26 protein-coding genes are annotated in these 18776 nt (G+C 63.3%); 17 read left to right on the top strand and 9 right to left on the bottom strand.

The genetic code is table 11. The annotated features are described in order from the left end of the window. Positions 1-538: 538 nt before the first annotated feature. From mbhE to mnhG, 6 genes are read left to right on the top strand one after another with little or no spacing between them, the layout of a single operon-like run. The gene (mbhE, locus tag LRS12_RS01390; protein WP_257842952.1) at positions 539-3223 is read left to right on the top strand and encodes a hydrogen gas-evolving membrane-bound hydrogenase subunit E; all 2685 of its coding nucleotides are present in this window, start codon (positions 539-541) and stop codon (positions 3221-3223) included. Beyond that, positions 3220-3600, top strand: a complete 381-nt coding sequence (locus LRS12_RS01385) for a sodium:proton antiporter (RefSeq protein ID WP_249276588.1) — start codon at positions 3220-3222, stop codon at positions 3598-3600. Before mbhE ends, LRS12_RS01385 begins: the two co-directional genes overlap by 4 nt. Further along, positions 3593-5065: a proton-conducting transporter membrane subunit gene (locus tag LRS12_RS01380; protein WP_257842951.1), complete on the top strand. Its 1473-nt coding sequence runs from the start codon at positions 3593-3595 to the stop codon at positions 5063-5065. The genes LRS12_RS01385 and LRS12_RS01380 overlap by 8 nt, the downstream gene beginning before the upstream one ends. Continuing rightward, positions 5062-5397: a Na+/H+ antiporter subunit E gene (locus LRS12_RS01375; protein ID WP_136943467.1), complete on the top strand. Its 336-nt coding sequence runs from the start codon at positions 5062-5064 to the stop codon at positions 5395-5397. The genes LRS12_RS01380 and LRS12_RS01375 overlap by 4 nt, the downstream gene beginning before the upstream one ends. After that, on the top strand, positions 5394-5666 hold the full coding sequence (locus tag LRS12_RS01370) for a monovalent cation/H+ antiporter complex subunit F (protein ID WP_136943468.1): 273 nt from the start codon (positions 5394-5396) through the stop codon (positions 5664-5666). The genes LRS12_RS01375 and LRS12_RS01370 overlap by 4 nt, the downstream gene beginning before the upstream one ends. Further along, positions 5663-6001: a monovalent cation/H(+) antiporter subunit G gene (gene mnhG / locus LRS12_RS01365; protein ID WP_136943469.1), complete on the top strand. Its 339-nt coding sequence runs from the start codon at positions 5663-5665 to the stop codon at positions 5999-6001. Before LRS12_RS01370 ends, mnhG begins: the two co-directional genes overlap by 4 nt. Here mnhG and LRS12_RS01360 read toward each other — a convergent pair. Continuing rightward, complete coding sequence (locus tag LRS12_RS01360) at positions 5998-6429, bottom strand: hypothetical protein (RefSeq protein ID WP_257842950.1); 432 nt, start codon at positions 6427-6429, stop codon at positions 5998-6000. The genes mnhG and LRS12_RS01360 overlap by 4 nt on opposite strands. 143 nt (positions 6430-6572) lie before the next feature. After that, positions 6573-7351 (bottom strand): IS5 family transposase gene (locus tag LRS12_RS01355; protein WP_374580061.1). Its coding sequence is split into 2 segments (ribosomal slippage): positions 6573-6994 and positions 6994-7351, totalling 780 coding nucleotides; the frame shifts between segments, so codons are not numbered across the junction. A 146-nt stretch (positions 7352-7497) separates the two neighbouring features. Here LRS12_RS01355 and LRS12_RS01350 point away from each other — a divergent pair. Then, a complete protein-coding gene (locus tag LRS12_RS01350) occupies positions 7498-7944 on the top strand; it encodes a nuclear transport factor 2 family protein (protein WP_257842949.1) in 447 nt (148 codons plus the stop codon). On the opposite strand, the gene LRS12_RS01345 is transcribed toward LRS12_RS01350, so the two are convergent. Genes LRS12_RS01345 through copC form a run of 3 tightly spaced genes read right to left on the bottom strand, consistent with a single transcriptional unit; the run spans position 7941 to position 9209 of the window. Continuing rightward, complete coding sequence (locus tag LRS12_RS01345; RefSeq protein WP_257842948.1) at positions 7941-8459, bottom strand: CopD family protein; 519 nt, start codon at positions 8457-8459, stop codon at positions 7941-7943. The two genes, LRS12_RS01350 and LRS12_RS01345, sit on opposite strands and share 4 nt — an antisense overlap. After that, positions 8447-8791 carry a hypothetical protein gene (locus LRS12_RS01340; RefSeq protein ID WP_257842947.1) on the bottom strand — a complete coding sequence of 115 codons (345 nt, stop codon included), beginning with the start codon at positions 8789-8791 and terminating at the stop codon, positions 8447-8449. The genes LRS12_RS01345 and LRS12_RS01340 overlap by 13 nt, the downstream gene beginning before the upstream one ends. A 28-nt stretch (positions 8792-8819) precedes the next feature. After that, the gene (gene copC / locus LRS12_RS01335) at positions 8820-9209 is read right to left on the bottom strand and encodes a copper homeostasis periplasmic binding protein CopC (RefSeq protein ID WP_257842946.1); all 390 of its coding nucleotides are present in this window, start codon (positions 9207-9209) and stop codon (positions 8820-8822) included. A gap of 108 nt (positions 9210-9317) precedes the next feature. On the opposite strand from copC, the gene LRS12_RS01330 reads away from it, so the two are divergent. From LRS12_RS01330 to LRS12_RS01320, 3 genes are read left to right on the top strand one after another with little or no spacing between them, the layout of a single operon-like run. Further along, complete coding sequence (locus tag LRS12_RS01330; RefSeq protein ID WP_257842945.1) at positions 9318-9602, top strand: hypothetical protein; 285 nt, start codon at positions 9318-9320, stop codon at positions 9600-9602. Beyond that, on the top strand, positions 9599-10033 hold the full coding sequence (locus LRS12_RS01325) for a periplasmic heavy metal sensor (RefSeq protein WP_257842944.1): 435 nt from the start codon (positions 9599-9601) through the stop codon (positions 10031-10033). The genes LRS12_RS01330 and LRS12_RS01325 overlap by 4 nt, the downstream gene beginning before the upstream one ends. Beyond that, positions 10030-10584: an RNA polymerase sigma factor gene (locus tag LRS12_RS01320; protein ID WP_257842943.1), complete on the top strand. Its 555-nt coding sequence runs from the start codon at positions 10030-10032 to the stop codon at positions 10582-10584. Before LRS12_RS01325 ends, LRS12_RS01320 begins: the two co-directional genes overlap by 4 nt. On the opposite strand, the gene cueR is transcribed toward LRS12_RS01320, so the two are convergent. Then, the gene (gene cueR / locus LRS12_RS01315; protein ID WP_257842942.1) at positions 10563-10976 is read right to left on the bottom strand and encodes a Cu(I)-responsive transcriptional regulator; all 414 of its coding nucleotides are present in this window, start codon (positions 10974-10976) and stop codon (positions 10563-10565) included. The two genes, LRS12_RS01320 and cueR, sit on opposite strands and share 22 nt — an antisense overlap. 169 nt (positions 10977-11145) lie before the next feature. Here cueR and LRS12_RS01310 point away from each other — a divergent pair, with 169 nt between their 5' ends. From LRS12_RS01310 to LRS12_RS01290, 5 genes are all read left to right on the top strand, one after another. After that, positions 11146-11871: a glutaredoxin gene (locus LRS12_RS01310; protein ID WP_257845404.1), complete on the top strand. Its 726-nt coding sequence runs from the start codon at positions 11146-11148 to the stop codon at positions 11869-11871. Between the two features lie 79 nt (positions 11872-11950). Next, positions 11951-13720 (top strand): copper resistance system multicopper oxidase, encoded by a 1770-nt coding sequence (locus LRS12_RS01305; protein WP_257842941.1) that lies wholly within the window; start codon positions 11951-11953, stop codon positions 13718-13720. Between the two features lie 220 nt (positions 13721-13940). After that, positions 13941-14651, top strand: a complete 711-nt coding sequence (locus LRS12_RS01300; protein ID WP_257842940.1) for a copper resistance protein B — start codon at positions 13941-13943, stop codon at positions 14649-14651. After that, on the top strand, positions 14599-14745 hold the full coding sequence (locus tag LRS12_RS01295; RefSeq protein WP_257845403.1) for a copper resistance protein B: 147 nt from the start codon (positions 14599-14601) through the stop codon (positions 14743-14745). Before LRS12_RS01300 ends, LRS12_RS01295 begins: the two co-directional genes overlap by 53 nt. A gap of 61 nt (positions 14746-14806) precedes the next feature. Continuing rightward, positions 14807-15157 (top strand): DUF3147 family protein, encoded by a 351-nt coding sequence (locus tag LRS12_RS01290; RefSeq protein ID WP_257842939.1) that lies wholly within the window; start codon positions 14807-14809, stop codon positions 15155-15157. A gap of 459 nt (positions 15158-15616) precedes the next feature. Here the strand turns inward: LRS12_RS01290 and LRS12_RS01285 are convergent, their stop codons facing one another. After that, positions 15617-15973, bottom strand: coding sequence for a response regulator (locus LRS12_RS01285; RefSeq protein ID WP_257842938.1), 357 nt, complete (start codon positions 15971-15973; stop codon positions 15617-15619). A gap of 133 nt (positions 15974-16106) precedes the next feature. On the opposite strand from LRS12_RS01285, the gene LRS12_RS01280 reads away from it, so the two are divergent. Then, positions 16107-16625 (top strand): GAF domain-containing protein, encoded by a 519-nt coding sequence (locus LRS12_RS01280; RefSeq protein ID WP_257842937.1) that lies wholly within the window; start codon positions 16107-16109, stop codon positions 16623-16625. A gap of 4 nt (positions 16626-16629) precedes the next feature. Then, positions 16630-17199 carry a sensor histidine kinase gene (locus LRS12_RS01275; RefSeq protein WP_257842936.1) on the top strand — a complete coding sequence of 190 codons (570 nt, stop codon included), beginning with the start codon at positions 16630-16632 and terminating at the stop codon, positions 17197-17199. Positions 17200-17455: 256 nt separating this feature from the next. Here the strand turns inward: LRS12_RS01275 and LRS12_RS01270 are convergent, their stop codons facing one another. Beyond that, positions 17456-18088 (bottom strand): tyrosine-type recombinase/integrase, encoded by a 633-nt coding sequence (locus tag LRS12_RS01270; RefSeq protein WP_257842935.1) that lies wholly within the window; start codon positions 18086-18088, stop codon positions 17456-17458. A gap of 141 nt (positions 18089-18229) precedes the next feature. Beyond that, complete coding sequence (locus LRS12_RS01265; protein ID WP_257842933.1) at positions 18230-18673, bottom strand: hypothetical protein; 444 nt, start codon at positions 18671-18673, stop codon at positions 18230-18232. Between the last annotated feature and the right edge of the window lie 103 nt (positions 18674-18776).

Below are 18776 nucleotides of genomic sequence, written 5' to 3'. Positions count from 1 at the left end.
CAATCATTTGGGGCGTCACGGATTACTCGACTTGCATGGGTGGGCCAAAATATTCGGCTTTGTCCTCGAGTCCGGCCTATTGAAGCACATTGCTCAGAAACAAAGCCATGAGCGCTGTGCCGAAGCGTCGTTTGCGACGCGGCAGCTTTGCCGTTCTCACCGACAAAGGCTGCTAGGCAGCATCCGGCCCAGAAGCGGAAGGGCTGGTCTCTACCTAAGCCAATAGACGGGATGCGCCCTAATCTCAGCCATGCACCGAGACCGGCGCGCAACCAGCGAGTTGCCGTTCGTCGCCCCCCGCCTCCCCCGGCCTAAAGGCATGACAACTGTTACCTAGAAACCAACTGCGCGGCGACATGCGATTGGGACGGTGACCGGACGACAGGCGACCCTGCCTCCGGGGGCGGCTCGGGGATCGACATCGCGCCGATCCCCACTCGCCCTCCATTTCCAATAAGCATGCATCCGATCGCGAACTGGGGCATTGGGTCCGGAGATGTTCGTTATCCTGCTGATTTCCCTGATCGGGGCATGTGTGATGCCGCTCGCCGCACGCGTGATCGGGCGCGGTGCGGGATTGGTGATCGCACTGCTTCCGATCGGCTTGCTCGCCGCCTTCGTCTCCATGGCACCGGTGGTCGAGCGCGGCTGGGTGTTGGGCGAGGGGAGGAATTGGGCGCCACGGATCGGGCTCGATCTGACCTTGCGGCTCGATGGCTTCTCTTTCCTGTTCTGCCTGCTTGTCACCGGCATCTGCGCGTTGGTCGTGGTCTATGCCGGCGGCTATCTGACCGGGAAGCCGCGTCAGGAGCGTACGCGCTTCTTTACCCTGATCCTGCTGTTCCAGACGGCGATGCTGGGCACGGTGCTGGCCGAAAGCCTGCTGGTGATGCTGCTGTTCTGGGAAGCGACCAGCATATTGTCCTTTCTGCTGGTCGGGTTCGACAGCCGCAGCGCGCGCGCGCGGCGCGCGGCGCTGATGGCGCTTCAAGTGACCGCATTCGGCGGGCTGATGCTGCTCGCCGCAGTGCTGATGATCGGCCATGTGCTGGGCAGCTATTCGATGGCCGAGGCGGTGCGGCAGGCCGAAACCATCGCGGCGAGCCCCTTGGGCACGCCCATCGTCGCCTGCATCCTGATCGCGGCCTTCACCAAATCGGCGCAGTTCCCGTTCCATTTTTGGTTGCCCAATGCGATGCAGGCGCCGACCCCGGCGTCAGCCTATCTTCATTCGGCGACGATGGTGAAATTGGGCATTTATCTGCTCGCGCGGTTCGAGCCGGTCTTCGCCGCGACAGGCTGGGGACGGGGCGTGGTGGTGACGGTGGCATGCCTTACCATGCTGGTCGCTGCGCTGCAGGCGTTGCGGGCCGAGAACTTCAAGTCCGCGCTGGCCTATTCGACGATCGCATCGCTGGGCATCCTTACCCTGCTGGTCGGGCTGGACGGCCCCGCAGCGACGGTGGCGATGGTCGGGTTCTTGCTCGCCCATGCCTTGTACAAGGCGGCGCTGTTCTTCTGCGCGGGTGTCGTCCTGCACGCTACGGGTCAGCAGAATCTGCGCGCGCTTGGCGGCCTGGCGCGGGTGCTGCCGTTCACCGCGCTCGCCTGTGTCGGTGCCAGCCTGTCGATGGCCGGCATTCCGCCCTTTATCGGCTTCATCTCGAAGGAATTCCTGTTCGAGGCGCAAATCGAAAGCAGCTGGGAGACCGCCCCACTGGCAATCGCGGTCATCGTCAATGCCGCGATGGTCGGCGTTGCAGGCGTGGTGACGCTGCGTCCCTTCTTCCTCGGCGGCGCCAAGCATCGCGAGCTTCGCAATGGCGAGAGCCTGTCACTGGTCGCGCCACCCTTGCTCCTGGCGGTGGCAGGCCTGCTCATCAGCCTCGACCCCGACTGGATCACGCGCGTCGCGCTACGTCCGGCGGTGGCGGCGGTCTATGGACGTGCGGTCGATGTCGATATCGCGGTCTGGCACGGCCTAACGCCGATGCTGATGCTCAGCGCTGTGGTGATCGGCATCGGCGCGCTGATCGTGCGGTACTGGAGACAGATCCACATCCGGCTGCGCGGCGCCGAGCGGTTCGATCGGCTTGCCCTCGAGAAGCTGTGGGAGCGTAGCCTGCGCGGGTTGATGCACGGTTCGCGCGCGCTGACCGGATGGGTCCAGCATGGCGATCTACGCCGCTATCTGCTGGTGGTCGTGGGCGGGATGGCGGGGCTGATCGCCTGGTCCGTGATCGCGGCGGGCGCCGTGCCACGATTGCCCGACGCCGGCACATGGCGCCTTGCCCCCGCATTGGTGGCGCTGGTCGGGCTCGGCGGCGCGGTCGCGGCGACGCGTGCGCAATCCCTGTTCACCGCCATGATCGCGACCGGCCTTACCGGCTTTTCGATCGCCCTTACCTTCATGATGAACGGTGCGCCCGATCTCGCACTCACCCAGTTCGCGGTCGAGGCCTTGCTGGTCGTATTGCTGACCGCCTTGCTGATGGCGGTCCCTTTGGCCAGCCCAGCCACCCGCACGACGGCGATGCGGCGCAGTGACGCGGTCGTCGCGGGGGTGATGGCGCTGATGCTGGTGGCGGGCATCGTCGATATGGCGGCTGGTCCGCAAGGCTCGGCGGCCAGCGCCTTTTATAGCGAGATGAGCTATCTCGGTGGCAAGGGTCATAATGTCGTCAACGTGATCCTGGTCGACTTCCGCGCCTTCGATACGCTGGGCGAGACGATGGTGATCGCGATGGCGGCGGTGCTGGCCCGCTCGCTGCTGATGCGTCGCGGCCGCGCGGCGCAGGAAGCGGCGCAGCCGTCGGTGCATTTCTCATTTCAGGCCTTTGGGCGTGTCCTCAGCTGGACCCTGCTCGCGGCGTCGCTGGTGATCCTGTGGCGCGGGCATGACCAGCCGGGTGGCGGCTTCGTCGGCGGGCTCGTCGCGGCGCTGTCCTTCGCCCTGCTGTCGCTGGCCTATGGGGTCGAGCGCGCGGAGCGGACATTGCGCGCCGGACCGCTGACATTGGTGGGCATCGGCATGGCCTGTACCCTGGCCAGCGGGCTGCCGGGCCTGATCGCCGGACGTCCCTATCTCACCCATTTGTGGTGGGAGCCTGTCTGGTTTCCCAAGCTGGGCACGACGATGATCTTCGACCTCGGCGTCTATCTGGTCGTACTCGGCGCGGTCCTGGCCTTCCTGTTCGGCCTTCAGCGGGAGGCGACGAAGTGACGATCCTTTACGCGCTCACCGGGGCGGGCATCATCGGCTGCGCGATCTTCATGATCCTGTCGCGCAATCTCGTCCGGATGCTGCTCGGTCTGTCCCTGCTCGCGACCGGCACCAACCTGCTGCTGTTTCTTGCCGGGCGGATTGGCAGCGAACAGCCCCCGATCATCCGCGATGGTGCCAAGGCGCTGGGCGTGTCCGCGGATCCGGTTGCACAAGCACTGATCCTCACCGCGATCGTCATCGGGTTCGCGCTGACGGTGATGCTGGGCGTGCTGGTGCTGCGCGCATGGCGTTCGGGCGGTACGGTCGATGCGCGCGAGGTGGATGCCGCGGAGATGGTCGGCCCGGCTCAGGAACGGGATGACCTGCATGGGTGACGCGCTTCTGCTCACGCTGCCCGTGCTGGTGCCATTTCTGGGCGCGGCGCTGGCGCTGCTGCTGCGCAAGCATCCTGCGGCGGCGCTGATGACAGGGCTGGCGGCGAGCGGGCTTGTCCTGCTGGCCTCGGTCGCCCTGCTCACTCGCGTGATGGTCGATCCGCGCGTCCCCCTGACGGTGTTCGGCGGCTGGCCACAGGGGTTCGGCATCGGTTTCTCGGCGGCACTTCCAGGTTCCGCGCTGGTCGTGGTGACCGCGCTGATCCTGTTCGCCGCGGCGATCTATGCCATCGGTGATATCGGCCCGCGCCGCCGGCGCGGAGGGTATGATGCGTTGATGCTGGCGATGGCCGGGGCGATGAACGGTGCCTGCCTCACCAACGATCTGTTCAACCTTTACGTCTGGTTCGAACTCGCCTTGCTCGCCGCCTTGGGACTGCTGACGATCGACCGCCGCCCGGCGCAGATCGACGGCGCGATCCGTTATGCCGCGTTCGCGATGCTGGCCGCGACCTTCATCCTGATCGGCGTCGGCATGATCTATGGCATGACCGGTACGCTCGATATCCGGACGGCGGGGGCGGTGCTGGCGGACAGCCCGGCAAGCGTCGCATCGGCAGTTGCCGCGGCGCTGCTGCTCGGCGGGCTGATGCTGAAGTCGGGGCTGGCGCCGTTCCACCTGTGGCTTCCGGCCTCCTATCACACGGCACCGACCACGGTAGCGGCGGTGTTCGCGGGGCTGCTGACCAAGATGGGTTTCTATGCGCTCCTGCTGGTGATGGTGGTGATCTTCGGGGTGGGGCGAGGTGCGCCGGGGGGCGCCCAATTGACACCTCTGCTCGGTGGCATCGCCGCGCTGACGATGCTGCTGTGCGTCGCTGGCGCGCTGGGACAAACCGATATGCGGCGCATCCTCGCATATCATGTCGTCGCGCAGGTCGGGTATATGATGGCGGCGCTCGCGCTGGGGACGCGCGACGGGGTGACCGCAGCGATCTTCTACATGGTGCATTCGATGATCGTGCAGGCGAACCTGTTTTTCGGGGCCGGGCTGATCCGCCGTGCCTCGGCCAGCTGGGATCTGACCCGCGCGGGTGGCATCGTGCGGCGCGAGCCCCTGTTCGCCTTGCTGTTCGCGGTTCCGGTATTGTCACTGTCGGGCATCCCGCCCTTTTCAGGTTTCTGGGCGAAGCTGTTCGTGATCCGCGAGAGCCTCGACGCCGACATGGCCTGGCTGGGCGGTGTCGCCTTGCTGGCGGGCCTGCTGACGATCGTTTCCATGTCGACCTTCTGGTCCGATGCCTGCTGGAAGGATGCGCGGCGCACATCGATGCGCGCGGTGCCGAAGAGCGGACTGGTGGCGATGGCACTGCTCTCCGCCGCCACCGTGGTGATCGGGCTGATGCCGCAATGGCTGTGGTCGATCGCGCAGCTGTCGGCGCGGTTGCTGGAGGGACAGGGATGAAGCAACTCCGCCGTCTCCGGGCGATATGCGTCCTGACCGCGATCTTTCTGTGGGACCTGGTCGTCGCATCCGTCTCGGTCGCACGTATCGTGCTGGCGCCGACGATCCGCACGCATCCGGCGATCATCGCCGTGCCCGTGTCGGTGAGACGGCCCTGGGCCGTGGCGCTGTTCGCCTATTTCACCTCGCTCACACCGGGGTCGACCTGTCTGCACGTGTCGGACGACCGCACGCGCCTCTATCTTCACATCCTCGATACCCAAGATGCCGAGGCGTCGGTCGCGCGGTTCAAGCAACTCTACGAACGCTGGATCCTGGAGCTGGAGGCATGACGCTGACGATCCTGTCCGCCGTACTCGGCCTGGTGCTCGCCATCGCACTGGTGCTGGCCGGATGGCGGATGGTGCGTGGGCCGGGCTTTGCCGATCGCGTGATCGCGCTCGATATGCTGACGGCGATCGCGGTCGGCTTTGCCGCACTGACCGCCGTGACGACCGGGCGCGGTGCGTTTCTCGACATCGCGCTCGGTATTGCACTGATCAACTTCGTCGCGACATTGGCGTTCGCGGCATTTCTCGAACGGAAGCGGAGGGAACCATGATCGTCGTGGCGATGGTGCTGATGACGCTTGGCACCGCGTTTGTTCTCGCGGCGGCGATCGGTGTCATTCGCCTGCGCGACCCGTTGCAGCGCATGCACAGCGCCACCAAGGCGGGCACGCTGGGCACGGCCCTGCTGATCCTGGGCGCATTGCTGACCGGCACGATCGATCGAACCGGCACCGGCCTTCTCACCCTGATCTTTCTGCTCATCACCCTGCCGCTCGTCGCGCAGGTGCTTGCGCGTGCCAGCTATGTGTCCGGGAGCAGGCTGGAGGGGATCGGAAGCGACCCGCTGGACGGCGAACTCGACCGCACGGACGAGATGCTGCGCTAGTTCGGCAGGCTGGTCAGCCCAGTGTCGGTCGGTGCCGGCGCGCCAGTTCCGATCCTGTCGCGGATGTCCAGAAACGCGGCGCGGACGTCGGGGTCGATTTCCGAGTCTTCCGCATAATCGTCGATCAGGATGCGCAGCCGGTCTTTCGCTTCGCGGCTCGCGACGACCGCAGCATCGTCGTCGTCGCCGAACCATTGATCGATCCCCAGTTTCAGCCGATCAAGGAATTGCAGCATCGAGCCGGGCTTCCCCTTGATCCCTGTCGACACCTTGCTGGCGAGTGCCTCCAGACGATCCGCGCGATCGTTCATGATCCGGGTCAACCCGGGATCGTCGGCTGTCCCCGCAGCGGATCGATGGATCCTTCCGGCATCCGCAAGGGCATCGGCAAGCGCCCGCAATGCGGTCTCGTCCTGCTCGTGCGACACGGCTTCGATCCCCAGTTTTGTTTGTACTGGCTAGGTGAACCATCGCTTCAGCTCACAGTTCCCGCCGGATGCCGGAGCGGCGCCACGGGGAAAGCAACAACGACTAATGTCAGCTCTCGCGAATTTTCGACTAGGGTCGGGACTCATAACCACCATGTGACGGCTGCGGCGAGGTAGATGGCGCTGAGGAAGTTGGTGGCGAGCTTGTCGTAGCGGGTGGCGATGCGGCGATAATCCTTGAGGCGGCAGAACATGCGCTCGACGGCGTTGCGGCCCTTGTAGAGCGTCTTGGAGAAGCAGCTTTTCCAGCGGCGGTTCGTCTTGGAGGGGATGTTCGGAACGGCACCCTGCCGCTCGATCAGGTCGCGGATCGCATTGCTGTCGTAAGCCTTGTCCGCGAGCACGATGGTGCGCGGCGCGAGATCATCGAGCAACACATCGGCTGCGCGGCAGTCGGCGACCTGGCCACCGGTCAGCAGGAAGCGGAGCGGCCGACCTTCGCCGTCGGTGAGCGCGTGGAGCTTGCTGTTGCGGCCGCCCCGGCTGATCCCGATCGCCTGGACGAGCGCCCCCCTTTTCCACCGCCCGCGGAGCGGTGCGCCTTCATATGCGTGCTGTCGATCAGGACCTCGGCGGGCGGCCCGCCTGCTGCCGCGAGCGTGACGAACAGCTCCTGCCACACACCCTTTGCCGCCCAGCGCACGAACCGGTTGTAGAGCGTCTTCCTCGGCCCGTAGCAGGCCGGCGCGTCGACCCAGCGCCCGCCCGACTTCACCACATGAATGATGCCGCTGATCACCCGCCGATCATCGACCCGCGCCACACCGCGCACCTTGTCCGGCAGCAGCGGACGCAGCCGCTCGAACTGGGCTTCACTCAACCAAAACTCGCTCAAATCCACGCTCCTGCTGGCGCAGCGCATGAATCACATCCCAGCCGCCAAGGGAATCCCGTTTATGGGTCCCGACCCTAACGTGTGGCCACGCCCGATGAGGGACACATTGGCAGTTCGCGTATTTATATGGCCGGTGGAGGGGGAAAATGATGAATACAGGACTGTTGATCGCAATGACGCTGGCGCTTGTCGGCTTGAGCAAGACACCACTCGCAATCGCCACAACCGCTGAGGACATCGCCGCCGTCCAACCACCAATCGCGACGGTGGACAGGTTTCACTTAGCGTTGGCTGAGGGGAGAGTCGAAGCCGCGCTCAGGCTGCTGAGCGACGATGTGCTGATCTACGAGTCCGGTCGGGCAGAGCGCAGCAAGGCGGAATATGCGAACCATCATCTTAAAGCGGACGCCGAGTTCGCGGGCGCGACCCAACGCAAGCTGGTGAAGCGTACGTTCTGGATCGGAGCCGAGTCCGCCTGGGTCACCAGCGAAACCGAGACGACCGGCACTTTGAAGGGGAAAACGCTTGCCCTTACCGGCACGGAGACGATGATCCTGCGTCGAACGGCTGGCGTGTGGAAGATCGTCCATATTCACTGGTCATCGGCGACCAAGCGCTAGTCGGGTGATAGCGTTCCAAGGAGCGCAACCACCAGCACCGCAGTGATGCCGAGCGCTAATTCGAGCAACAGGCTGATGCGGATCGCGCGCATGTCGCGACCGGCGGCATGTTCGAGTTGCGGGGTGAAGCGCCAGCGATTTGCCGCCGCGAATGCGAGCATCGCCAGGAACAGGGCGATCTTGACCGCCAGCGTCTGGCCATAGTCGCTCGCGATCAACTGCACGGGACGGGCGAGATCGGCGATCAAGGCGAGGTTGATCACGCCGGTCACAATCAGCACACCGACGACTGCCGTGCCTGTGTTCGCGAAGTGGCGCAATGCCGGGACGATCTCGTCGATCGCGGGCTCGCGCCGCCCGATTGCAACGAGCAGAAGGACCAGCGTGCCGATCCAGATGGCGGCCGCGATCAGGTGGAAGATGTCGGACGCCTTATGCAGGACGCCCGTCGCACCCTCGCCAGCCCCCGCATGGCCAGACCAGGCGAGGCTCGCGAGCGCAACTACGCCCAGCATTGTTGGCAGCAGGGGGAACGTTCGGATCGCGCTAGCACGGTAAGCACAAGCAGCGCGCCCAAGGCCAGAAGTCGGACCACCGCCCCTTTTCCGTGGCTCGTTTCGAGCGCGATGAAGCGCAGCATTTCGGTATCGAGAAGGGCTTCATCACCGCCGACCATGGCTGCGGCGCTTGCCGCGAAATGCGCGGCAGTGACCACCACGCCAATGGCAGCGAGCAAGGCGATCAAACGCGGCGACACCGCGGTCGGCGCGGTTCGCTGCGCGCACAGGAGCAACCCGGCGATTGCCATCAGATCGAGGTAGAGGAGAAAGCGCAGCGCGACTGCCACGCCTTCCCCCGCTATTACCCCGATCATGTCAGCCGATGGTGAAGCTGTGCGTGCCGGTGATCCGATGCGTGTCGCCGCCGACGACGTGCCAATCGACCCGATAGGTGCCAGCCGGGAGCGGCTTGGCCGAGGTCAGCACGATCGAGCTGCCATCGCTGCCGACGGCCGAGTTGACGCCCGTCATCTTCATGTCGGGGTGGTCGGCCATTCCCGGCATGCCGGTCATGGTCAGCGTCGCTCCCGACAGCTTCGGCGTCAGCCGCTCGCTGAACTTCAGGACGATGCGCGCGGCGGTCTTGACCGTCGCATTCGCCGCCGGGCTCGCGGACAGCAGCTTGGGATGGGCCAGCGCGATGCCCGGCACCGCGAGCAGCGAGAAGATCGCTGCTGCGAACATGGATTTCGAAAGGAAGCGCATGAACTACTCCAGTTGGTTCGATGCATGATACGTGCAGGCACATCGCACCCCTCGAAATTTCGAGGGCACACGCCCATACGCACGTAGTGAGGGGCGGAGACGAAAAAGATGGCAACCGAAATCGACTATACCGCCCACATGGCGCAGACGCGCTGGTCCGAGCATCCCGGCCTCGACGGCATCGAGGAACGTATCATCGCAGGCATCGATGCGCGCAGTTCCGACGCGGTGGGGCCGCGCATGACCGTAATGCTTGCGACGGGCGCGTTGTTGATCGGCGCAGTCTTTGGAGGCGTGCCCGGCCAGCGCGCGGTGGCCGCAACGCCGCATGGATTGGTTGAGCCGGGGCCGCTGGCGCCGTCCACGCTGTTGCTGGGCAGCGCGGCCGAATGATCCGCCGTCGCGCCGGACTCGCGTTGATTGCGTTTGTTGCTGCGCTGTGCGGCGCGCTGGTCGCGCATTTTCTGATCCCTGACCCCGTCAAACCCTCGGTCGATATTCACGCCGTGCTCCACGAACGGCTGAACCTTGACGCCGAGCAGGCGAAAAAGCTGGAGGTTCTGGAGCGCGATTTCGCGGAGCAGCGACGGTCGCTCGAGGCGCGGATGCGCGCAGACAATCGTCGGCTCGCCGCCGCAATCCAGGCGGAGCACCGCAACGGCCCTGCGGTCGAGGCGGCGATCGACGCCACACACATGACGATGGGCGAGCTTCAAAAAGCGACCGTCGCGCATGTCTTCGCTATGCGCGCGTTGCTGCGGGACGACCAGGTCGGGGTGTTCGATGAGGCTGTGACCAAGGCGCTTGTCGAAGCGCCCAAGTGAGCGTCGGCGACGATGGCAGCGATGCCGCTTTGGTGTCGCGAACGCTGGCAGGGGACCAGCGCGCGTTCGCCATTCTGGTCGGGCGCTACAAACGCTATCTCTACGCCATCATCGTCCGGCTGGTTGGCGATCCCGACGAAGCGCTCGACCTGGTTCAGGAGGCGTTCGTGTCGGCGCATGCCGCGCTTCGGCGTTATGATCCCGATCGCCCGCTGCGGGGTTGGCTCGCGCGGATCGCGCTCAACAAGGCGCGGGACTGGCGGCGCAAGGAGCGCGTGCGCGCGGCGCTTCGGGCACTGCTGCCGATCGGCGAGGGTCAGAATGTCGCCGATGACGCTGCCTTGCCCGATCGCCAACTGGCCGACCGCAGCGAACTGACCAGCATCGAACGGAGGATAGCGGGAATGCCCGCGCGCTTGCGAGAAGTGCTGCTGCTGCGGACGATCGACGAACTGACCCAGGCGCAGGTCGCCGAACTGCTCGGAATCAGCGAGAAAGCGGTCGAGACGCGGTTATACCGCGCGCGCCGCTATCTGCTCGATGCAGGGTGATCCGACGGATCGTTCAGCTTCGCGATGATCGGGCATTCCGGCCGATCGTCCCCCGCGCAATGCGACGCAAGATCCCTCAGCGTGTCGGCCATAGCCTGCAAAGAGTTAATCTTGGCCTGAAGCTTGCCGATGTGGCCCGCCGCCATTGCCTTCACATCGGCGCTCTTGCGTTCGCGATCGCGCCACAGGCCCAACAGTTCGGAAATCTCCGCGACCGAGAATCCCAGGTCGCGCGCGCGCCCGATGAACCGTAGCTCGTGGACATTGGCATCCGAATAGTCGCGATAGCCAGAATCGCGGCGATCCGCGGGCGGGATGAGCCCGATCTCTTCATAATAGCGGATCATCTTTGCCGAGATTCCCGTTAACCGCGCCGCCGTGCCTATATTCATGTCTGTCCGCCCGCTGATACCGACGCAAAAAATATAGCGGCACCGGCTTGACCTTCCAATGGTTGGAAGGATTATTGGCCCATCACGTTGGGGTTGGAAGCGACCCTGACTCCGCAAATTCAAGGAGTTCGACGTGGCACGCACCGTAAAGACCGCAGAATTGTTTCGTATGGTGATGCCCAAGCACACCTGTCCCTACGGCCTGAAGGCACTCGATCTGCTCCGGCGCGAAGGCTTTTCGGTCGATGACCATCACCTGACGACGCGATCCGAAACCGATGCGTTCAAGGTAGAGCATGGGGTGGCGACCACGCCGCAGGTCTTCATCGATGGACGGCGCATTGGCGGCTATGACGATCTGCGCCGCTATCTGGGCAAGCGCGTCCGCGACAAGGACGCGGTGACCTATGTCCCGGTCATCGCGCTGTTCGGCGTCGCCGCCGCGATGGCGCTTTCGGCCAGCTGGGCAATCGAACAGAGCCTGTTTACGGTTCGCGCGGCCGAGTGGTTCATCGCTTTTGCCATGTGTCTGCTCGCCCTTCAGAAGCTCAAGGATGTCGAGAGTTTCGCGACGATGTTCCTCAACTACGACCTGCTGGCCAAGCGGTGGGTGCCCTATGGCCGCATCTATCCCTTTGCTGAGCTTGCCGCCGGCATTTTGATGGTCACCGGGACGATGATGTGGCTTTCGGTGCCCATCGCATTGTTCATCGGCACGATCGGCGCGGTATCCGTGTTCTATGCCGTCTATATCGAGCGGCGGGAGCTCAAATGCGCCTGCGTCGGCGGCGACAGCAAGGTTCCGCTGGGTTTCGTCTCGCTGACCGAGAATGTGATGATGGTCGCGATGGCGGTGTGGATGGTGGCAAAACCATCGCTGCTTGCCACGCACTGAGCCCACAGCATGCATCGCCGTGAGGGATGACCCGCATCGGCGCGTAGTCAGGTGCAATTCAACGGAGCTTTAACAAGCCATGGTTCGAACAATGGATCGACGACAGCTGCTCGGCGGCGTCGGGATGGGGGGCGCTGCCCTTGCGCTTTCGCAATGGATGCCGGCATGGGCGCGCAGCAATTCTCCCGGTCTGGTTGCTGACCTCAAGACGGTGTCCGGCGAAGACATCCGGCTGCGCATTGCGCACCAGATGATCCATCTCGACGGCCGCCACGGCCATGCGATCGGGATCAACGGCACCGTGCCGGGGCCGCTGATCCGGTTGCGCGAGGGGCAGAATGTCCGGCTTCATGTCGAAAACGCTCTGGACGAAGACAGCTCGATTCATTGGCACGGCCTGATCCTCCCCTTTCACATGGACGGGGTGCCGGGGGTCAGCTTTCCTGGGATCAAGCCACGCACCACCTTTACCTACGAGTTCCCGATCGTTCAGGCAGGCACCTACTGGTATCACAGCCATTCGGGGTTGCAGGAGCAGATGGGCCATTACGGCCCGATCGTGATCGATCCCGAAGGCGATGATCCGATCCAGTCCGATCGCGAGCATGTGATCGTGCTGTCCGACTACAGCTTCATGCATCCGCACCGGATCTTCCAGAAGCTCAAGCAGATGGGCGGTTACTTCAACCACCAGAAGCTGACCGCGACCGACGGCGAAGCGATGTCGGCCGCCGAGCGGATGGCCTGGGGCAAGATGCGGATGGACCCGACCGATATTTCTGACGTCACCGGCGCGACATACACTTACCTCGTCAACGGCCATGGCCCGAAAGAGAACTGGACCGGCCTGTTTCGACCGGGCGAGCGGGTGCGGCTGCGCATCGTCAATGCGTCGGCGATGACGACATTCAACCTGCGCATTCCGGGGCTGAAGCTCAGCATCGTGCAGGCGGACGGAATGAATGTGCGCCCCGTTGCGGTCGACGAGTTCCAGATCGCGGTCGCAGAAACCTATGACGTGATCGTCGAGCCGAGCGAGGACCGCGCCTACACCTTCGTCGCCGAGACGGTTGATCGCTCGGGAATGGGGGTCGCGACGCTGGCACCTCGGCCCGGCATGCGCGCACCGGTGCCACCGCTGCGCAAGCGACCGCTGGCGACGATGAAGGATATGGGAATGGGTGGCATGGGCGGTCATGGCGCTGCCGCCTGCACGCCTGAGCATGCGGCCATGGGCCATTGCACGATGCCAAGCGGCGACGGCGCGGAACACAGCGCTGGCACCGCGATGAAGCATTCGATGCGCGATTTCTCGGTCGCGCCTGACGTTGCCAAGACGCCGACGGTCCAGTCGATCTCGCCGATGCCAGTCGATCGGATGGGCGAACCTGGACAGGGGCTGGACGATGTCGGCCATCGCGTTCTCAATTATCGTGATCTGGTCGCGCTCGATCGAAACCCCGACATTCGCGGCCCTGAGCGCGAAGTGCGCATCCACCTGACCGGCAATATGGAACGCTATATGTGGGCATTCGATGGCGAGAAGCTGTCCGAGGTTGGCGCCCCGATCCCGTTCACCGAAGGCGAACGCGTCCGGGTCACCCTGGTCAACGACACGATGATGACCCACCCGATCCATCTGCACGGACATTTCTTCGAGCTGGTGACGGGGCATGGCGACCATTCGCCGCGCAAGCACACCGTCAACGTTCAGCCTGGCGGCACCGCTGCCTTCGACTTCACCGCCGACGCAGTGGGCGACTGGGCGTTCCACTGCCACATGCTCTATCACATGCATGCCGGGATGATGCAGGTCGTGACCGTGCGCCCGCAGGAGGACGCGGCATGATCGGCAGCCTACTTCTCGCCGGGACCGGCTTTGTTTCTGCCATGGGTCTTGCGCCCGCCGGACAGACGATGCCGCCGATGGCGGCTCCCAAGGCTGAGGCTCAGGCCGCGTCAGCCTGCACGCCAGAGCATGCGGCGATGGGGCATTGCCAGATGCCTGATACCAAGGCGCCGGCGAGCCCCCCACGAACGACCCGGATTGTCCCCCCGAACACGCAAAAATGGGGCACTGCACACCCAAGGACGCGGCACCGGCAGAGGATGCGGTCGGCACCGACCTGGCGCCGGGCACTGGCCCGGCACCCGCCCCCGTCGCGGCGAACTATGCCGACCGCGTCTGGGGCCGCGAGGCGATGCAGCCGACCCGCGACGACCTGCGCCGCCATCACGGTGGCGGCACGTTCAGCAAGGTGACGATCGATCTGGCCGAGCTGACCATCGCCAAGGGACATGAAGGATATCGTTTCGAGACCGACGCATGGTTCGGCGGTGACATCAACCGCCTCGCGTTGAAGGCTGAAGGCGAAGGCACCTTTGGCGAGGCGATCGAAGGCGTTGATTTCAAGGCGCTCTACTCACGCGCGATCGGCCCCTATTTCAATCTTCAGGGCGGTCTGAGACAGGAGATTGGTCATGGTCCCGACCGGACCCATGCCGTGATCGGCATCGAAGGGCTCGCGCCCTATTGGTTTGAGGTCGATGCCTATCTGTCGCTCTCGACACAGGGGGAACTGCGCGCCAGTGCGTCGGCGGAATATGACCAGCGTCTGACCCAGCGCCTGATCCTTCAGCCGAAGATCGAGTTCGAGCTATCGGCACAGGACATCCCGGCGCTCGGCATCGGGGGGCGGGTTCTCGAGCGCCGAGGCGGGGCTCCGTCTGCGCTACGAGATCGCGCGCGAGTTCGCGCCCTATGTAGGCATCGTGCATGAGCGAAAGTTTGGACGAACCGCATCCTTCGCGCGTGCGTCCGGCGAGGATACGCATGCGACCAGTCTCGTCCTGGGGGTCCGTGCCTGGTTCTGAAGGTTATAGGTGCAGGGCTGAAGATGGTGGCGCATGCGCATAGCGCGGTTCAGGAGGTCTGATGCTCTACCTAGCAATCAAGGCGGCGATTTCCGGCGTGCTCATCGCGCTCGTCTCGGAGATCGCCCGCCGCTCCCCCGGCTTCGGCGCGCTGGTCGCGTCGCTGCCGCTGGTCTCTGTCCTCGGCATGATCTGGCTCTGGCGCGACAAACCCGACATAACGCTGATGGCCGATCACGCACTCGCGACCTTCTGGTATGTGCTTCCCAGCCTGCCGATGTTCTTGGTGATCCCACTGTTACTCAAGCGTGGCGTCGGTTTCTTGCCGTCGCTCGCAGCCGGATGCGTGCTGACGGTGCTGCTCTATGCGGGGATGACGGTTGTGCTGGGACGATTCGGGGTCCGGCTTTAAGGCGGCTACTTCATGACCTCGCGATGCCAGATTAGCGAATCCAGCTTACCGGTTCGAGGCAATGTATATTGAGCAAGCGCATAAGCCTTGGTCGCCACCCCGAATCCACCTGACCTCTAGCGACCGATGGTCGGAGATAACCTCTAGCAGTTGAGCGGATTGAAACGCAGAAATCCACTAGCCTCTTGGCGGGGATCTACCCACTGTCCGCGCAAGTCACGCGATGGCTGCTTTCGTGGTTCGTCCTGCCAAAAGCCGCCAGACCGCTTACGGCCCACATCCCGCCGTGCGTCACCCCTGCCGGGCAATGGCCGAAAATGGGCCGGTAGCGGGATGACAGCTTTTGGCCGAGGCGCGGTGAAAGCTGCCGTTGGCCAGCAGCGGGATCGAGTGGCTGCCTGATCCCGCAAGTTGCCATTCTCAATGGGGAAATGCGGCCAATCAGGAGGCTTTGTTTGGCTATATAGCCGCGATGCCGACTTCGCGAAACGCGGAGATCAGGGCCTGCGCCGTAAAGGGCTTGAGCACGATTGAACCGGGCGGGTTGCATGGTATGCACTCTTCAGGTGTTCCACTGATGAAGATCACTGGAACTGGCCCCAACCTCCTGTGGATCTCAGCCACTGCGTGCGGCCCCGTACCCTCCAGCAGCTTCACATCGGAAGTGATCATGTCGGGCTGGTGAGCTGTTGCTGCGGAGACAGCCGCCTCTTGCGTATCAGCTATTTCAAACGACGTCGCACCCTGTGACTCCAGAATATCCTGGATGGCCATTGCGACCAGTGGTTCATCCTCGATGATCAAAACATGGTACATGCGATAAACTCCTCGCGAATTTTGTTAACGCAGTCAGTACCTTATTGATCCGTAGACGTTCACATGCGGCAATGTTCATGGTACTTGCGGGGCCACCTCGGAACAATTCCAGCCGAGGCAAAAGCGAGTTCTAATGGCCAGCGCATCAATTATTCCAGCAGATGAGCCCTTACGCCTCGCGGCCGTTCGGCGTTACGACATACTCGATACGCCACCTGATGGTGCGTTCGATCGAATCACCGCGTTGGCGGCGCGGCGTTTCCGGGTGCCGATCTCAATCATCAGCATCGTCGATGAGGACCGAATCTGGTTCAAATCGCACCATGGGGTACCGGTTAAGCAGATCGGACGCGATCCCGGCCTTTGCGCCTCGGCCATTCTTTCTGACGATCCGCACATCCTCACCGATGCAAGCATCGATCCCCGCTCGCTCGCCAACCCGTTGGTAGCGGGCGACTTCGGGCTTCGCTTTTATGCTGGCGTGCCCCTGACCACGGACGACGGCCATAATCTTGGGACGCTGTGTATCATCGACAAGGAGGCAAGGCCTATCGACCAGTCGCAGATCGACGACCTGAAAGACCTTGCAGCGATTGTGATGGACCAGATCGAAATGCAGCTTTCGGCGCGACGCGCGGGTCTCCCAGGCTGAGTTGATGGCCAAGGAGATCGACCATCGGGTGATGAACAGCCTGCAATTCGTATCGAGCTTGCTTTCAATGCAAAGCCGAGCGCTCACTGACCCGGATACAGTCGGTCATCTCCAGCTTGCCGCCAACCGCGTTGCTGCAGTCGCGCAGGTGCACCGGCATTTTTACGTCGAGGCGACCGATCAGACATCCTGCATCACGTTCCTCAGGCGGTTATGCGCCGAGCTCGCGTCGATTCTCGATCGAGAAATTGACGTAAGCGGTGATGAAGGCGTTATCCCAACCACGATCATCCAACCCATCGGACTGCTCGTCAACGAACTGGTGACGAACGCGGCCAAGCACGGGCGGGGGCTGATCCAGGTACGCTATGAGATCGAGGCCAATCAGCATGCCTTGATCGTCTCGGACGACGGTCGCGATCTTCCGAAAGACTTCGACCCGACAGCTACCAGCCAAAGCTTGGGCATGCGAGTTGTCGTGTCGCTTGCCAGACAACTCGGCGGAGTGTTGACGAGCGGTCACCGACCCGACGGTGGCACCTGTTTCAAAGTGTCGTTTGAGGTGCAACCGTAGTTAGCGGGTGACGCGCGCCGCCACCAGCGCCTGCGACAAAGGCAGCTGATCGGGAAGCGCGGCCTGTTGCCCGCTTTTTGCTGATTGTTGCTTCCAAGTCGCCGGACCGTTTCCCGCCCAAAGGCAGCCGATCCATCACCGCTTGGGTGAACGACCGCTTTCGGGATCAGCGAGGGGCATGGCGAACGACCGGAACTAGGGCGCAAAGCGGTCGGGGATGGGCGGCTCAAGCCCTCTGAGTGAGCCGCCCAAATTTTCAGATTTCAGTCCGCTCGGCAAGAACCAGCGCGTCTTCGATATCGACGCCCAAGTACCTGACCGTGTTTTCGATCTTCGTATGTCCTAATAGGGTTTGGATGGCCCGCAGATTGCCCGTCGCCTTATAGATCATTGCTGCCTTGGTCCGTCGCAACGAATGGGTGCCGTAGGCCTCGCTACGCAGGCCGATTGCGACAACCCACTCGTCGACCAGTCTTGCATACTGGCGCGTGCTTAGATGACCGGAACGATCGACACGGCTTGGAAACACAAAATCGTCCGTCGATCCTCCACGCCGATCAAGCCAGGCAAGCAGGCTCGCTCGTACGTCTGCGGTGATTTCGAACTGGACTGGCTTGCCGGTCTTGTGTTGCGTGACAATCGCACGCGATCTGATCGCTGAACCGTAGACTACGTCGCCAATCGTGATTGAGACCAGATCGCATCCTCGCAGCTTGCTGTCGATCGCGAGGTCGAACAAGGCCCTGTCACGCAGTCGGCCCTCACGATCCAGAAAGAAGCGAATGGCCCATATTTGCTTCTGTGTGAGCGGTCGTTTGGTGCCAACGACCTTTCCCGCGTTCCAAGCCGGCCTTGTCAGCATCATCGGATCATATTGTGCGTGTCCCATTGTCTCTCTCCGCGGTCGCAATTGACCGGGAGCGGGAACGCTGGAGCAGGGAGGATCGCATGATGGGGAGGTTGAAACTGGCCACCATCAAGGTTGTTGCGGAGTCCTCGGCAGGCTAGGATTTCAGGATGTTGTCCGGCGTCACCGCAGGCCGCAGCGATGCGTAGCGATCTCGACCACCTGCCTCTTGTACAGAGGACGGAGCTGCAACGCGTCCAGCGGACGCTGATGGCTGAATTCGAGACGGCGATCGCCGGCGCTACCCAGCCATGGAAACGTAACGGCAAGATCCTCAAGATCATCCTCTTTGGAAGCTATGCGCGCGACGATTGGGTCGATGAACCGGAGAACGGGTACCAGTCCGACTATGATCTGCTGATTGTGGTCAGTCACGCTGATCTCACCGACGTCGCAGACTATTGGTATGTGGCTGAGGACAAGATCCTTCGAGACGAGGCGATCGACCGTCCCGTAAATCTCATCGTGCATACGCTCGATGAGGTGAACAAGGCGCTTGAGCGCGGCGAGTATTTTTGGGTGGATATCGCTCGCGATGGGGTTGCCCTCTATGAATTGCCCAACCACGCGCTAGCTTCACCAAAAGCGCTCTCGCCTCGTGACGCATACGAACTCGCGGCCTCTTACTTCTCGGTTAGGTTCGCAGATCTTGAAGTCTGGATGGAAACGG

It is taken from the genome of Sphingomonas sp. J344, assembly GCF_024700005.1.
Classification (GTDB): domain Bacteria; phylum Pseudomonadota; class Alphaproteobacteria; order Sphingomonadales; family Sphingomonadaceae; genus Sphingomonas.
This window is presented reverse-complemented; position numbering and strand designations above follow the sequence as displayed.